Genomic DNA, 15,625 nt, shown 5'->3' with positions numbered 1-15,625 from the left:
ACTGACTTATTTCTCCTGTCATCCCCGGCACAGTCTCGCGCCCACTCCTGCGCCGCGAGCTGCCTGCATGCGTTTCCCTGACAAGATCCCGTCATTAACCGGTGCCATTGGTTCGCTGGTCCTGGCCGCCATGAACTCGCCCGATGTCGAGGAGGTATTGCAGGACTTTCGCCACTGCCTGGGCGACTACGACAGTTGGGCGGAAAGATTCTGGGCCGGTCGGACACTGGACATTCAGCAGGTATTTAAAGTCGGCAAGGAGGTGTCGCTCGTACCCGTGAAAGACGGTGGCAAACAGGTCAGCGCCGTGGTGGCGAGATGTCCGGCACAAGGTCCGCTGACACTGGTGCACATGTTCCAGGCCGCGCGTTTCGTGCCTATCGGCGACACGCCAGTGGTGTTGGAGCCGATCATCAAGGGCGAGCTGGGGAAGGAAACGTTTGGCGATCCGATCCCTCATGTCATTGGTCCCAGCGGCATTTTGGAAGTGTCCGAATGCGACCGCGGCCAGCGCTACCGCATCAGTTTTTTTCCAAATATCACGACCGATCATGTCCGGGCGCTGTACGCGTCCTACCAGCACGAGATCGTCGAACTCGAAGGTTGGCTGAAAGCGGAATGGAACGAGTTTCAACCCTTGTGGAAGGAGTCTTCCGAGGGCGGTTTTGTAAAGCGCTTCAACGCATTGCAGGAAGCCCAGCTACGCGGCTTTGAAAATGCCCTGTTTGGGCTATGGGACGACGTAACACAGGTCTTCGATCTGTTGGCGGACCTACAGGCCAACAGTGAAAAATTGTTGGAATACCTCACCGAGGTCGAGCTTGAGCAACTGCTGAAGGCGTCATCCGAGGCGATTGCCAAAGGATTGATGATCCTGAGCGATGAGCCCTTGCTCTTCGTTTACACCGCGGCGTTCACCAGTTGGCTGCGGATGCTGCCGCCCCAGTACATGGCTGAAATCCTGGGGGAAATGCGAGCCTCGATTCTGATCAATTTCCTCTTGGCGCGCGTGACCGGTGGCCTGGGCGTGGGACTGCGCATGAGCGGTAAAGTGCTGCGCCATGTCCGTTCGGAACGCGCCCGGAAGTGGCTACAGGCATCGAGTCAACGCCTCGGACAACTCGGTGGCGACAGTTTCAACAAACATGCCGATGTACTGAAGCCGTTGGTAATCGCCGGTCAAGGACCGTCGGTGGGACCGGCGCCTGTCAGACCGTTGCGGATCAGCAATGGGGATTCCGCGCCGCTGTCGGTCAGTAACCCCGCCCCGATAGTGCGGGAAAAATCCCAGCCCTCTACCCGTCTGAGCCAACACGAACCCCACGACGACGCCCCCGCCCAATCGAAAAACCCCAACGGTGACAGCGCCGATACCGCCGCCCAGACCCAGACCAGCGGCTGCCCGGTGTCGATGGTCACCGGCGAAGAACTGCTGACCCTCGACGATGGCACCCTTGATGGCCGCTTGCCGTTTGTCTTCACCCGTTTATACCGCACCAGCGCCGCCAACCTGGACCTCGGCCTCGGACGCGGGTGGAGTCATGCCCTGGCCCATCGCCTGGAACTCGACGGCGAACAGGTCACCTGGGTCGACCAGGAAAACCGTCGCACGCTCTTTCCATTGCCCACCACCCAGCGCCCGGCGATCCACAACAGCCTGGCCCGGGCGGCGATCTACCTGGGCAGCGAGCCGGACGAACTGATCGTCGCCCAACCGGGGGGAAACGCCCCGTTCCTGCATTTTCGCGACGGCCACCTGATCGCCCTCAGCGACCGCTACGACAACCGCCTGACCCTCCAGCGCAACATCCACGGCGACATCTGCCGCCTGGACAACGGCGCCGGGCGTTCCCTGCGCCTGCGCTACGAACAGCGCCACCTGATCGCCGTCGACTACCAGAGCTTCCACCCGGCCATCACCCTCGACGAAGCCTGGCGGACCGAGCAGACGCTGGTGTCCTACCGCTACGACGGACGTTTCCGACTGATCGAAGCGACCAATGCCGCCGGGGAAAGCGAACGCTACGACTACGACGACCAGCACGTCATTCTCCAGCGGCAATTGGCTGGCGGGGCGAGTTTTTATTGGGAGTGGCAAGGCGTCGGGCCGACGTCCCGTTGCGTACGGCATTGGGCTTCGTTTGCGCAGATGGACAGCCGCTACACCTGGGGCGAGGACGGCAGTGTCACGGTCCGGCACCTGGATGGCAGCCAGGAAGTGTATGTCCACGACGACCGGGCGCGGCTGGTGGGCAAGGTCGAGCCCGACGGCGGCGAACACCTCAAGGCCTATGACGAACAGGGCCGGCTGATCGCCGAACAGGACCCGCTGGGGGCGGTCCGTGAATACCGCTACGACGAAGTCGGGCGGCTGCTGGCGTTGATTCCGCCGGACGAGGCACCGACGTCCTACGAATACCGCAACGGTTTCCTGCACACCCGCTCCCGTGGCAAGGCAGTGTGGACTTACCGGCGCAATGACCACGGTGATGTGATCGCTAGCATCGACCCGGACGGCCAGCGTACGGAATATGCCTACGACGCCCATGGGCAACTGCTGGCGAAGTATGACCCGGACGGCGGCGAACATCGCTTCACCTGGAGTCGCCTGGGCCAACTGACTGAAGAAATCCTGCCCGACGGCGGTCACCGGCATTTTTCCTACGATGCCCTGGGACGTTTGCTCAGCCGCCGGGACGAATACGGCGCCCTCACGCACTACCAATGGGACGCCGTCGGCCGACTGCTGCAAGTGACCCTGCCCACTGGCGCCATCCGTGCCTGGAGCTACAACGCCTACGGCAAGGTCATTGCCGAGCGCGACGAGCAGGGCCGGACCACCCGCTACGAATACGCCGATGACCTGCACCTGGTCAGTCGTCGCCTGAACCCCGACGGCAGCGAGCTGAAGTACCGCTACGACTCGGCGCGGCTGTTGCTGACCGAGATCGAGAACGAATCCGGCGAACAATATCAGCTGGACTACACGCCCAACGGCTTGATCCGACAGCAAGTCGGCTTCGACGGCCAACGCACCGCCTACGCCTACGACCTCAACGGTCACCTGCTGGAAAAAACTGAACACGGCGAGGACGGTTCGCAATGGGTCACCCGCTACCAGCGCGACACGGCCGGGCGGCTGCAACTCAAGACCTTGCCCGACGGCCAGTCCATCGAATACCGCTACGACGAACTGGGCCGGCTGGTCTACGTCGACGACGGCAGCGACCATCCGCTGGCCTTCGAATACGACGCCCAGGATCGGCTGGTCTGCGAACACCAGGGCTGGGGCACCCTGCGTTATCGCTACGATGCCTGCGGGCGCCTCAACCACCTGCGCCTGCCGGACGACAGCCAACTCGACTACCACCACGCCCCAGGCGGCGCGCTGACCGCCATCGACCTCAACGGCGCACGCCTGACCGAACACCGCTTTGATGGCAGCCGCGAACGACAGCGCCAGCAAGGTCAGTTGCTCAGCGACTACAGGTACGACGAACAGGGCCGCCTCAAGGCCCAGACCGTGTGGCAGAACCCACAACAGCAACTGCTCTGGCGCGACTATACCTACAGCCCCAAGGGCAACCTGCAAACCCTTTCCGACCACCGAAGCCGCCGCAGCTACCAGTACGATTCTCTAGATCGCCTGACCCGCATCGACTTTTCCCACAGCGAGCCGCCGGAACACTTCAGCCACGACCCGGCCGGCAACCTGCTGATGCAGGACCGCCCCGGCCCGACCACCCTCAAGGGCAACCGCCTGCTGAAAGAGGGCGACCGCCACTACGACTACGACGCCTTTGGCAACCTGATCCGCGAACGCCGCGGCGAGGCTCTGGTCAGTGCCTACCGCTACGACAGCCAACACCGCCTGATCGGCATCACCACGGCCGACGGCTGCGAAACCTCCTACCGCTACGACGCTTTCGGCCGACGCATCAGCAAGACCGTGGACGGCCTGACCACGGAATTTTTCTGGCAGGGCGACCAGCTCGTCGCCGAAAACAGCCCGCGCCACCACCGCAGCTACGTCTACGAACCGGGCACCTTCCGCCCACTGGCGATGCTCAATGGCGAAGGCCCGGAAAAAGCCGCGCCGTTCTACTACCACCTCGACCACCTGGGCACGCCCCAGGAACTGACCAACCCCAACGGCCAGATCGTCTGGTCGGCGCGCTACAACGGCTACGGCAAAGTCACCGCACTCACGCACGGCGACGGCGAGCAGCTTGAACAGCCGCTGCGCTTCCAAGGCCAATACTTCGACCCGGAAAGCGGCCTGCACTACAACCGCCACCGCTACTACAATCCCGAGACTGGCCGCTATTTGACGCCTGACCCGAGCAAGTTGGTGGGCGGGCTCAATGGGTACCGGTACACCCTGAATCCGACGGGGTGGGTGGATCCGTTGGGGTTGGTGGATTGTCCGGGGAAGGGTGGGTGTAGGCCGGCGGTTGGGGATCAGGATCCGGCAGCTAGGGTTGGGGTGGATGAGGGGGAGGCTTCCCCACCAAAACCTACATTTCTTTATCGTGGAGACTTGAGGGGGCCAGAAATCATTTTTAAAGAAGGTTTTAGGAGCTTGGGGAAAAGCACCGACCTACGACTTCATGTTTGGGATAACAGAAATCCACCGAGTAATTTTGTCAGTACAAGCACGGATGTTGATGTCGGTATCGATTTTGGAACAAAGTATAGGACGCGCAAAGGGTATCTGTATGTCCTAAAGCGAATTCTTGGACGCGATGTAAACAAGGAGCTCCCGCGCAGTGATGTTCCTTATAGCTATGAGTATGAGATTGCAATTCCTGATCGGGTAAAGGCGGAAGATATTATCGGGGTCACTCCACTTAAGAAGGATGGTTCCTATGTTGGGTACTCTTTACCCAACCCTCAAAGGAAATAAAAAATGACAAAGCAAGTTATTTCAATTGTTAAAGACGGTCAAAAAGAGGAGGTGCTGCTTGATGTTAATTCAGTAAAATCAACCATTTTTCTTACCTTTAAAAGTGGCTGGTCAAAAAAATATTCCGGGGCTGACGTGTATGAGTGTTTTGGAAAAATTATAAAAGAACATTCTGATTTGAAATTTTTATGCAAGGGAGCTAAGCGAAGTGTAAGACCTTCCAGTATGTCCTCGCAAATGTCGTCAGGGATAGCTGCATATGACCATGTTTTGGGTAAGCGTGCCTCAAGATCGGATCTTGTTAATATATTTGATTATGAAGACCAAGATATAGTCAGTGATCCTCAGCTGCAAAAAGATCATTTTTTTATTTGGCTTGAATCTATAAAGGATGTGGATGAATAGGATCTAGATTGTGTGGGAGCGATCAAAAGCCCCTGAACATCTGAAAAGCGCTGAACCTGTGGCGAGGGAGCTTGCTCCCGCTGGGCTGCGCAGCAGCCCCAAAGCCATTCAACGCGGTGACCGGGTAGGTTTACGACTGCTGCGCAGCCGAGCGGAAGCAAGCTCCCTCGCCACGATGATTCGTACAGCCTTTAAGTCCACGGTCGCCTATAGGACTGGCGCTCACGCATTCCCGATGCCACCACAACTCCACTGTGGGAGCGAGCTTGCTCGCGATAGCGGAGTATCAGTCACCCTCAATGGCAACTGACCCACCGCCATCGCGAGCAAGCTCGCTCCCACAGGTTCATCAGTGACTTGGGTATTGATCGAGGCCCCTGGACGTCTGAAAAAACGCTGAACCTGTGGCGAGGGAGCTTGCTCCCGCCGGGCCGTGGTAGGAGCTGCCGAAGGCTGCGATCTTTTGATCTTGATCTTTCGCTTGATACTCAACTGGCTTTGGAAAGATCGCAGCCTCGCTTCGCTCGGCAGCTCCTACGGCGCAGCCGAGCGGGAGCAAGCGCCCTCGCCACGATGATTCGTACAGCCTTAAGTCCACGGTCGCCTGTAGGACTGGCGCTCACGCATTCCCGAGGTCCCCACAATTTCCAGTGTGGGAGCGGGCTTGCTCGCGAAAGCGATTGCACATTCACCCCTTCAGTGACTGACCCACCGCTTTCGCGAGCAAGCCCGCTCCCACAGGTTTTTGTGTTCGCAGATCCTCTCAGACCTTCATCCAGCCATTAAAAAAACCACCCCTTTGGCACCGATAACATCGTTTCTCGCCCGCCCGGCTTTTCCCTATATTGGCCCTCAGATCCGGTGGATGGCTCAACGTCCACCCCCTCAGTGTGAGTAGCCTCGATGAACAATAAACCTGACAGCACAGGGCTTGATAATGCCGGCGCCGGCACCCGGGCGGTTTGGGGTGGGGAGCAAGTCAGGCATCCCTACAACGCCACGCAAACCCCCATCGTGGCCAGTGCCGCGTACGGTTATGACGACATCGACGTCTGGTACGACGTCGCCCTGGGCAAGGCCCCCGGTTTTATCTACAGCCGCATGAGCAACCCGACCGTCGAGACCCTCGAAGCCAAGATTCGCGAGCTGGAAATGGCCGAGTCTGCCGTGGCCTTCAGCAGTGGCATGGCGGCGATCAGCAGCGTGCTCTACACCTTTCTGGCCCATGGCGATCGCGTGGTGTCGACCAAGGACAGTTACGGCGGCACCAACAAGATTTTCGAGGAGTTCCTGCCGCGCACCGGCGTGGCGGTGACCCTGTGCGAGACCTTCGACCACGACGACCTGGAGCGTGAAATCGCCAAGGGCTGCCAGGTGCTGTACCTGGAAACCCCCACCAACCCGACCCTGAAAATCCTCGACATCCCGCGCCTGGTGGCGGCGGCCAAGCGTGTCGGCGCCGTGGTCGTGGCGGACAACACCTTCGCCACGCCGCTGAACCAGAGCCCGCTGGCCTTGGGCGTGGACGTGGTGATTCACAGCGCGACCAAATTCCTCAGCGGCCATGGCGACGTGCTTGGTGGCCTGGTGTGTGGCAGCGAAGCCTTGATGGCCCAAGTGCGGCACTACCGGGAAATCAACGGCGCGAGCCTCGACCCGTTCTCGGCCTACCTGATCATCCGTGGCATGAAGACCCTGGCATTGCGCATGCGCCAGCAACAACACAGCGCCCGGGCCCTGGCCGAATTCCTCTGCACCGAACCATTGGTGGAGGCGGTGAATTATCCCGGCTTGCCCAGCCACCCGAACCACGCCATCGCCTGTGCACAGATGTCCGGCTTCGGCGCCATCGTCAGTTTTGTCCTGGTCGGCGGCATGGACACGGTCAAGTTGCTGCTGCCACGCCTGCGCTTCGCCCACTGCGCGGGCAACCTGGGCGCGGTGGAAACCATCTACGGCCCGGCCCGCACCACCAGCCATGTCGAGAACACCCTGGAAGAACGCCTGGCCCTGGGCATCTCCGAAGGCTTGGTGCGGGTTTCGGTGGGCATCGAAGACACCGACGATCTGCTGGACGATCTGAAACAGGCCTTCGCCTTCGTCAAAAAGACCCTCGATCCGCAACTCAATGAAGTCCACACCGAGACGGCAAGCTGAAGTTTGAAAGTTGATACCCCGCGACAAGGCTGTCAGCGGGGCGTTCATGAATAGGAATAATAATAAAAGCTCAGCGGCGCTTGTCTGACTCGCGTAGACGTCGATGCGCGCCCTGACATTTCATGAGAACAACCATGTCCATAACAGAACAACAAACGAATACGCGGACCGGCTTCAAGCAGGAAATGCAGACGCGCCATATCGTCATGCTCGCCTTGGGTGGCGTGATCGGCACCGGGCTGTTCCTGACCTCCGGCTACACCGTCAACCAGGCCGGCCCTATGGGGGCGGTGATCGCTTACATCATCGGCGCACTCATGGTGTATATGGTGATGATGTGCCTCGGCGAACTGGCAGTGCAGATGCCGGTAACCGGTTCCTTCAGCACCTACGCCACGCGCTTTCTCGGTCCCGGCACCGGCTACACCGTGGCCTGGCTGTATTGGCTGACGTGGACGGTGGCGATCGGTTCCGAGTTCACCGCCGCCGGCATCCTCATGACCCGATGGTTTCCCGACACCCCGGTGTGGATCTGGAGCGCGCTGTTTGCCGGCGTGGTGTTTCTCACCAACGTGGTGTCGGTGCGTTTGTTCGCCGAGACCGAGTTCTGGCTGTCGTTGATCAAAGTCCTGACCGTGGTGGTGTTCCTGCTGATCGGTGGTGGTGCGATTCTCGGCCTGTTGAACATCGATCAGGCCCACAGCATCGGCTTGAGTAACTTCACTCGCGAAGGACTTTTTCCTACGGGCTTCATGCCGATTGCGATGACGCTGCTGGCGGTGTCCTTCGCGTTTTCCGGCACTGAGCTGATCGGCATCGCCGCCGGCGAAACCAAGGATCCGCAGCGCAACGTGCCGCGCGCTATCCGCACCACGGTGCTGCGCCTGGCGGTGTTTTTTGTCGGGACCATTTTTGTCCTCGCGACGTTGCTGCCCCGCGAGCAAGCCGGTCTGGTGGAAAGCCCGTTCGTTACGGTGTTCACCTACATCGGCATTCCATACTCCGCCGACATCATGAACTTCGTGATCATCACCGCGCTGTTGTCGGCGGCCAACTCCGGCTTGTACGCCGCTTCGCGCATGCTTTGGACCCTTAGCGATCAAGGCCACCTGCCCAAGCAGTTCTCGGCCCTGACCCGCATGGGCACGCCGCTCAACGCGATCATCGTCAGCATGGCCGGCGGCGCTGCGTCGTTGCTCAGCAGTGTGTTTGCTGCTGACACCATCTACTTGGCACTGGTGTCGATTTCCGGCCTGGCCGTGGTGGTGGTGTGGATGAGCATCGCAGCGAGCCAGATCGGCTTTCGCCGTCACTACGTCGCCAACGGCGGTGACATTCGCGACCTCAAGTTCCGGGTTCGGGGTTATCCGTGGGTGCCGCTGGGGGCGCTGGTGTGTTGCAGCCTGGCGTGCATCGGCATCGCCTTCGACCCTGAACAGCGAGTGGCGCTGTACTTCGGCTTGCCATTCATCGCCTGGTGTTACTTCGTGTATTACATTACCCGCAAAAGCCGCGAGCGACGCTTGTCGGTCGCCCTCGTGGCACAACCGTCCGACGCGTTTTAAACCGCATCGACGGGCGGGCAAACGTGCCCGGTGCGTGGGGGTCAGCGAGGTAAGAGCATGAAGCAAAAAACGTTGCCCCCGTTGAACTGGCTGCGGGCGTTCGAAGTGTCGGCCCGCTGCCTGAACTTCACCCACGCCGCCGACGAATTATTCTTGACCCAGGGCGCGGTCAGCCAGCAGATCCGCCAGTTGGAAAGTCACCTCGGCGTGGCGCTGTTCAAGCGCTTGCCTCGTGGCCTGGGCCTGACCGAGGAAGGCCAGGCGTACCTGCCGGTGGTGCAGGACGCGATCACGCGGCTGGCGGTGGGCACCAACGAAATCTTCGGCCAGCACAAGCGCCGGCCGATCAAGGTGCGCGGCAGCCTGGCGTTTTTCGTGCACTGGCTGGCGCCGAAACTGGTGGACTTTCGCCAGGCCCATCCCCATGTCGACATCCGCTACATCAGCAACATCTGGGTCAAGGAGCTGGACGGTGAAGACGACATGGAGATTCGCTGGGGCCACGGCCAATGGCCCGGCCTGGTGTCGCAGCGGCTGACCTGGGATACCTTGTTCCCGGTGTGCTCGCCAGCCTTGATGGCGACGCTGAAGGTGCCGGCGGACGTGGCCAAGCATCCGTTGCTGCACGTGCTAGGTTACGAAGAAGGCTGGGGTTACTGGCTGAAAATGGTCGGTGCCGACTCGGTGGATTCCTCGACGGGCATGCAATTCGATACATTGGTTTGCACCTTGCGCATGGCCGAGTTGGGGCAGGGCATCGCCCTGGCGCGGTCATCGATGGTCAGTGAATTGCTGGAAGACGGACGCCTGGTCGAACCCTTCGCCCAGCGCATCGAAGCCAGCGAATCGTTCTACCTAGTGCGCAGTTCCGGGGCCGAGCAACACCCGGACGCGGCGCGGTTTTCCACCTGGCTGGTGGAGCAGGCGCATCGTTTTAAATGAGCTGTTTTATAGGAGTTTGCGGAGTTGACCATGCGCTATATAAGTACGCGAAGTCCAGACGAACTGGTCGACTTCGAACGAGTCGTGCTGTCGGCCATCGCCGAGGATGGCGGGCTGTTCGTCCCCGTCGCACTGCCGCGGTTCGAACCCCAGGACATCGCCAACTGGTCCACATTGTCCTACGACGAACTGGCCTATCGAGTGATGCGTCAGTTCGTGGGTGAAGCGATCCCCGAGGCCGACTTCAAGCGTCTGCTCAAGGAGGCCTGCAGCCAATTCAGCCATCGTTCCGTGGCGCCGTTGCATCAGGTGGATCGCAACGAATGGGTCCTGGAGTTGTTCCATGGCCCGACCCGTTCCTCGAAGGATTTCGCCGCGCAATTGCAGGCGCGGCTGGTGCAGTATTTCCTGCGCAAACGCGGGCGTCGCGCCGTGGTGATGGGCGTCACCAACGGCGACACCGGCCTGGCTGCCATCGAGGCGTTCAAGCACTGCGACGAAACTGACGTGGTGGTGATCTACCCCGAGGCCGGCGTACCGCAAGACCAGCTTCAAGACCTGCAAGCGACCGCGCACCCGCGGGTGCATCAAGTCGCCGTGAATGGCAGTTTCGATGAATGCCAGACCCTCGTCACGCAACTGTTCCGCCAGCATGCGGCGATCAGTTTCAACTCCAGCAACTGGGTCAGCGTCATGGCGCAGTTGGTGTTTTATTTTCACGCCGTGCTGCAGTTGGGCGGCGGTCAGCGGCCCATTGGTTTCAGCGTGCCGGCGGCGAGTTTTGCCGAAGTCTATGCCGGCTACATCGCGCAGAAGATGGGCTTGCCGATCACGCAGATGATCGTCGCCACCAACCAGAACGACGCGCTGCATCAGTTCTTTTTGAAGAACCACTACTCGCGGTTGCGTGCGAGCAAGACCCTGTCGCCGGCCATGGACTTGTCGATCTTTTCCAACCTGGAACGGCTTCTCTGGGAGCTCTATGGGCACGACGATGAAGCCGTGAGCGCGCTGATGCACACCTTCGAAACCGACGGCGAAATGAGCATTGGTAACGAGTTCTGGCTAAAGGCACGGATGATCATCGACTCGTATGCGGTCAGTGATGAGCAGACGCTGAACGAGATCACTTCGCTGTACCGCGACACCGGTTATGTCATCGACCCACACACCGCCACCGGCGTGCTCGCGGCGCGCTTGTACCGCCGCAGCCTGGTGGCGCCGATGGTGACCCTGGGCGAGATCTCACCGATTAAATCGGCGGTGTTGCTCGGTGAGTTGGGGATCCCCGTGGCGACGCAACAACGTCCGATGGCCGAGCAGGGCCCGGCGCAGATCCATCGCATCCAGCCGGACGACCTCGCTGCCCTCCATCAACTGCTCGGCTCGCTATAACCGGAGGCCCCATGAAGCGAATCCTCGACCCCCTCGACGAACGCATCATCGCCGAACTGCGCCTCAACGCCCGCGCCGCCCACGCCGAGCTGGCGGCCAAGGTCAACCTCTCGCGCAACGCCGTGCGCCAACGCATCGAACGCCTCGAACGCGACGGCGTGATCCAGGGCTACACGGTGCGCACGGGGGAGGGCGCGCAAGCGTCGTCGAACATCAACGCCGTAATCTTCGTCTACCGCTACGACCGCATGCGCGGCGCCGAGGTGTTGCAAGCGTTGCAGGCGATGCCGGAAGTGCTGCAGTGCGATGTGATGAGCGGCGAGTTTGATTTGATGCTGAGGGTCGGCGCGGCGAACCCGGAGCGGGTGCACAAGGTGTGGAAAGAGATCTCGGCGCTGCCGGGAGTGGAGAACACCGTGACGTCGTTTGTGTTGTCGTCGGTGGTCTAGACACGCTAGCCGTCACAGCAGTGAACCCCGTGGCGAGGGAGCTTGCTCCCGCTGGGCTGCGAAGCAGCCCCAACCAGGTTACCCCAATCAACCTGACCCACCGCGCTGCATGTTTTGGGCCGCTGCGCAGCCCAGCGGGAGCAAGCTCCCTCGCCACAAGAGCCGGTCGGCGGTGCATGGCCAAACGCCGATGGACCAAACACTGAAAAAAACTGTGGGAGCGAGCCTGCTCGCGATAGCGGTACACCAGCCAACATCAATGTTGCCTGACCTGGCCCCTTCGCGAGCAAGCTCGCTCCCACAGGGGAATGTGTTCGACCAGGCCCCGCCTGCTCGCCGCCGCAGATGGTGTTCACAGATAACCCAGCCACCACAAACCCCGTGGCGAGGGAGCTTGCTCCCGCTGGGTTGCGAAGCAGCCCCAACCAGGTTATCCCCAATCAACCTGACCCACCGCGCCGGCCAGTTCCAGGGGCCGCTGCGCAGCCCAGCGGGAGCAAGCTCCCTCGCCACAAGAGCCGGTCGGCGGTGCATGGCCAAACGCCGATGGACCAAACACTGAAAAATACCTGTGGGAGCGAGCCTGCTCGCGATGGCGGTACACCAGCCGCCATCAATGTTGCCTGACCTGGCCTCTTCGCGAGCAAGCTCGCTCCCACAGTGGTCAGTGTTCGGCCAGTCGATTCTGTCGGCTTCCCCCCCCACCCACCGCTTTGCCCAACCCCTGGTCAAAACGCCCAAGAAATAGAGCAAATTGGCCTATTTCACTGCCCACCCCACACCCCTAACCTAGATCCCAACAACCTCATCACCCGGATCAAGGGACACAACAAAAATGACTGAATACAAACTGGCCCTAGTCGGCTTCGGCGGTGTAAACCGGGCATTGGCCCAACTGATTGCCGAGCGCAACCAGCAGTGGAAAACCGAACTCGGCTTCACCCTGAAAATCGTCGGCGTGACCGACCTGTTCCTCGGTTCGGTGATGAACCGCCACGGCCTCGACGCCGCCTCACTCGCCCGGCTGCCCGCCAGCAAAGGCGCCATGGCCCAACTCCCCGGCGGCACCGTCGATGCCCTCAACGAAGCCGTGATCAAAGACTGTGGCGCCGACATCATCGCCGAAGCCACCTTCACCAACCCGGTGGACGGCGAGCCCGCCACCTCGTTCTGCCGCTGGGCCCTGGAGCGCGGCAAACACGTGGTCACCACCAACAAAGGCCCCATCGCCCTGCACGGCGCCGAACTCAAGGCCCTGGCCCAACGCAACAACGTCGCTTTCGAATACGAAGGCTCGGTCATGAGCGGCACCCCCGTCATTCGCCTCGCCAAACAAGCCCTGGCCGGCAGCTCGATCAACGGTTTTGAAGGCATCCTCAACGGCACCTCCAACTTCGTCCTCACCTGCATGGAAGGCGGCCTAGGGTTCGCCGAAGCCGTCAGCCAGGCCCAAGCCCTCGGCTACGCCGAAGCCGACCCGACGGCCGACGTCGCAGGCCATGACGTGCGCTTGAAAGTAGTGATCCTGGCCAACGAACTGCTGGACGCCAAACTCACCGTCAACGACGTCACCTGCAACGGCATCGCCTCCCTCAGCCTTGACGACATCGAAAAAGCCCGACAAAACGATGCACGCTGGAAACTCATCGGCGCCGCCACCCGCAATGCCGACGGCTCCATCAGCGCCAGCGTCGAACCGCGCCTGCTCAGCAACGACCATCCACTGGCCAGCATCAGCGGCGCCACCAACGCCGTGTCGTTCACCAGCGAACTGCTCGGCGCCGTCACCGTCTCCGGCCCGGGCGCCGGCCGCACCGAAACCGCCTTCGCGCTGCTGTCGGACATCATCCACATCCACCAATCGGCAACCCGCAAACAGGAGCACACCCTGTGAACGTATCGCGCCTGGCCCTGGCGGTCGTCGAACCGCACATCGAAGTCCTCAACCCGTTTGACGGCAGCATCGTCGGCACCGTCGCCGACCTCAAAGCCTCGGAAGTCCCGCAACTGCTGGAGACCGCACGCAGCGGCGCAAAAACCTGCGCCGCACTGCCCCGTCATCGCCGCGCCAGCATCCTCGAACAAGCAGCACTGAACATCGAACGCGACGCCAAAGCCTTCGCTCGACTCATCGTCGACGAAGCCGGCAAGACCCTCAAACAGGCGGAAAAAGAAGTCAAACGCTGCGTCAACACCCTCAAGCTCTCCGCCGAAGAAGCCAAGCGCAACGCCGGCGAAATCGTCCCGTTCGACGCCTACGAAGGCGCCGAATCGCGCCAGGGCTGGTTCACCCGCGAACCCCTGGGCTTGATCGTCGCCATCACCCCCTACAACGACCCGCTCAACCTCGTCGCTCACAAACTCGGCCCGGCCATCGCCGGCGGCAACGCAGTGATCCTCAAACCGTCCGAACTGGCCCCGCTGTCAGCCCTCAAGTTGGTCTCGTACCTGGTCGCCGCCGGCCTCCCCGAAACCGTGGTCACCGTCGCCACCGGCGGCGCCGAACTCGGCAAAGCCCTGGTCGCCGCCCGCGACGTGCGGATGATCTCCTTCACTGGCGGCTTCGTCACCGGCGAACAAATCGCCCGCACCGCCGGCCTGAAAAAACTCGCCATGGACCTCGGCGGCAACGCCCCTGTTATCGTCATGGGCGACTGCAACCTCGACGCCGCCGTCGACAGCTGCGTCTCCGGCGCCTTCTGGGCCGCCGGGCAAAACTGCATCGGCACCCAACGCCTGCTCATCCACGCACCGATCTACGAAGCCTTCCGCGAACGCTTCGTCAACCAGGCCCAAGCCCTCGTCGTCGGCAACCCACTGCTCGCCAACACCGACATCGGCCCGATGATCACCCAGCAAGCCGCGCAAAACGCCGAACAGGTCGTCAACGAAGCCCTGCAACAAGGCGCCACGTTACTCTGCGGCCACCGCCGTCAGGGCAATTGCTACGCCGCCACCGTCCTGGAAAACGTCGACCACACCAGCCGACTCTGGCGCAACGAAGCCTTCGCGCCTGTGGTGGTGTTGCAGCCGTTCGAGACGTTTGATGAAGCCATCGCGTTGGCGAACGAACCGGAATACGCGCTTCACGCTGGGATTTTCACCAACGACCTCAACACCGCCATGAGCGCTGCACGACGGATCGAGGCGGGGGGCGTGATGATCAATGATTCGTCGGATTTCCGTTTTGATGCGATGCCGTTTGGCGGGTCGAAGTACGGGAGTTTGGGCAGGGAAGGGGTGCGGTTTGCATACGAGGAAATGACCCAGCCGAAGGTGGTTTGTTTGAATACGTTGGGGTGAGGGTGGCGAATCAGTCCTCGGACCATGATTCAAGGCGCAGGAACCGCTTACCTGTCATGTCGCTAAAACACCCTTTCGGCAACACGTTTCGTCCTCATGTCGTCACCAGCGACATGAGGACGAAGCGTGTCGCTGCTCAGGGCGATCTGCGCAACACCAGCCACACCAAAACAACTGACCCTCCGCCCTAACAGACATTCCACACCCCCCACTGTGGGAGCGAGCTTGCTCGCGATAGCGCCCCACCAGTCACCACCAGAACCGCTGACTCCCCACCTCGCATCGGCCTTTGCGCAAAACGCAAAGGCAGTTAACCCATCCCTCTATGCACTGCCTCCCCCCGTTGCCCAGTTACGTGCGCCTCCCACCGAATAACATTCAAAGCACCAAGCGTGCAGGCAACGTCGTCGATCTCTCCATGAACTAACTTCTTCAAACGTTCAAGGCTGAAACGTATCAGCGCTGCAAAAAATGCAAACTATGCACAAATGCATTTTTCCGCT

Annotated in this window: 9 protein-coding genes; all 9 read left to right on the top strand. The window is 61.0% G+C overall.

Annotated features, from left to right (window positions below; all coding sequences use genetic code 11):
* The first annotated feature begins 67 nt into the window (after positions 1-67).
* The 9 genes from J3P85_RS26095 (at position 68) to J3P85_RS26055 (ending at position 15,122) form a co-directional block, all read left to right on the top strand.
* A complete protein-coding gene (locus tag J3P85_RS26095) occupies positions 68-4,906 on the top strand; it encodes an RHS repeat-associated core domain-containing protein (RefSeq protein WP_434704047.1) in 4,839 nt (1,612 codons plus the stop codon).
* A 3-nt stretch (positions 4,907-4,909) separates the two neighbouring features.
* Positions 4,910-5,311: a hypothetical protein gene (locus J3P85_RS26090; RefSeq protein ID WP_434704046.1), complete on the top strand. Its 402-nt coding sequence runs from the start codon at positions 4,910-4,912 to the stop codon at positions 5,309-5,311.
* A 903-nt stretch (positions 5,312-6,214) separates the two neighbouring features.
* Positions 6,215-7,468 carry a cystathionine gamma-synthase family protein gene (locus tag J3P85_RS26085; RefSeq protein ID WP_186730267.1) on the top strand — a complete coding sequence of 418 codons (1,254 nt, stop codon included), beginning with the start codon at positions 6,215-6,217 and terminating at the stop codon, positions 7,466-7,468.
* 134 nt (positions 7,469-7,602) lie between these two features.
* Complete coding sequence (locus tag J3P85_RS26080; RefSeq protein WP_186730268.1) at positions 7,603-9,033, top strand: amino acid permease; 1,431 nt, start codon at positions 7,603-7,605, stop codon at positions 9,031-9,033.
* Positions 9,034-9,090: 57 nt separating this feature from the next.
* Positions 9,091-9,975, top strand: a complete 885-nt coding sequence (locus J3P85_RS26075; RefSeq protein WP_411385742.1) for a LysR substrate-binding domain-containing protein — start codon at positions 9,091-9,093, stop codon at positions 9,973-9,975.
* Between the two features lie 30 nt (positions 9,976-10,005).
* Positions 10,006-11,370, top strand: a complete 1,365-nt coding sequence (thrC, locus tag J3P85_RS26070; RefSeq protein ID WP_434704045.1) for a threonine synthase — start codon at positions 10,006-10,008, stop codon at positions 11,368-11,370.
* A gap of 11 nt (positions 11,371-11,381) precedes the next feature.
* Complete coding sequence (locus J3P85_RS26065; RefSeq protein WP_053188548.1) at positions 11,382-11,819, top strand: Lrp/AsnC family transcriptional regulator; 438 nt, start codon at positions 11,382-11,384, stop codon at positions 11,817-11,819.
* Between the two features lie 835 nt (positions 11,820-12,654).
* A complete protein-coding gene (locus J3P85_RS26060; RefSeq protein ID WP_434704044.1) occupies positions 12,655-13,713 on the top strand; it encodes a homoserine dehydrogenase in 1,059 nt (352 codons plus the stop codon).
* Positions 13,710-15,122 carry an aldehyde dehydrogenase family protein gene (locus tag J3P85_RS26055; RefSeq protein WP_434704043.1) on the top strand — a complete coding sequence of 471 codons (1,413 nt, stop codon included), beginning with the start codon at positions 13,710-13,712 and terminating at the stop codon, positions 15,120-15,122. The genes J3P85_RS26060 and J3P85_RS26055 overlap by 4 nt, the downstream gene beginning before the upstream one ends.
* The last annotated feature ends 503 nt before the right edge of the window (positions 15,123-15,625 follow it).

The sequence above is a fragment of the Pseudomonas sp. Z1-12 genome (assembly GCF_051132015.1).
GTDB lineage: Bacteria > Pseudomonadota > Gammaproteobacteria > Pseudomonadales > Pseudomonadaceae > Aquipseudomonas > Aquipseudomonas zanjanensis.
Note: the sequence above shows the minus strand (reverse complement) of the source record. Positions and strands in the feature narration are given on the sequence as shown.

Excerpts from the sequence above, each read along its gene's own strand:
- J3P85_RS26095 (WP_434704047.1), top strand. The coding sequence starts at position 68 with ATGCGTTTCCCTGACAAGATCCCGTCATTAACCGGTGCCATTGGTTCG.
- J3P85_RS26090 (WP_434704046.1), top strand. The coding sequence starts at position 4,910 with ATGACAAAGCAAGTTATTTCAATTGTTAAAGACGGTCAAAAAGAGGAG.
- J3P85_RS26085 (WP_186730267.1), top strand. The coding sequence starts at position 6,215 with ATGAACAATAAACCTGACAGCACAGGGCTTGATAATGCCGGCGCCGGC.
- J3P85_RS26080 (WP_186730268.1), top strand. The coding sequence starts at position 7,603 with ATGTCCATAACAGAACAACAAACGAATACGCGGACCGGCTTCAAGCAG.
- J3P85_RS26075 (WP_411385742.1), top strand. The coding sequence starts at position 9,091 with ATGAAGCAAAAAACGTTGCCCCCGTTGAACTGGCTGCGGGCGTTCGAA.
- thrC (WP_434704045.1), top strand. The coding sequence starts at position 10,006 with ATGCGCTATATAAGTACGCGAAGTCCAGACGAACTGGTCGACTTCGAA.
- J3P85_RS26065 (WP_053188548.1), top strand. The coding sequence starts at position 11,382 with ATGAAGCGAATCCTCGACCCCCTCGACGAACGCATCATCGCCGAACTG.
- J3P85_RS26060 (WP_434704044.1), top strand. The coding sequence starts at position 12,655 with ATGACTGAATACAAACTGGCCCTAGTCGGCTTCGGCGGTGTAAACCGG.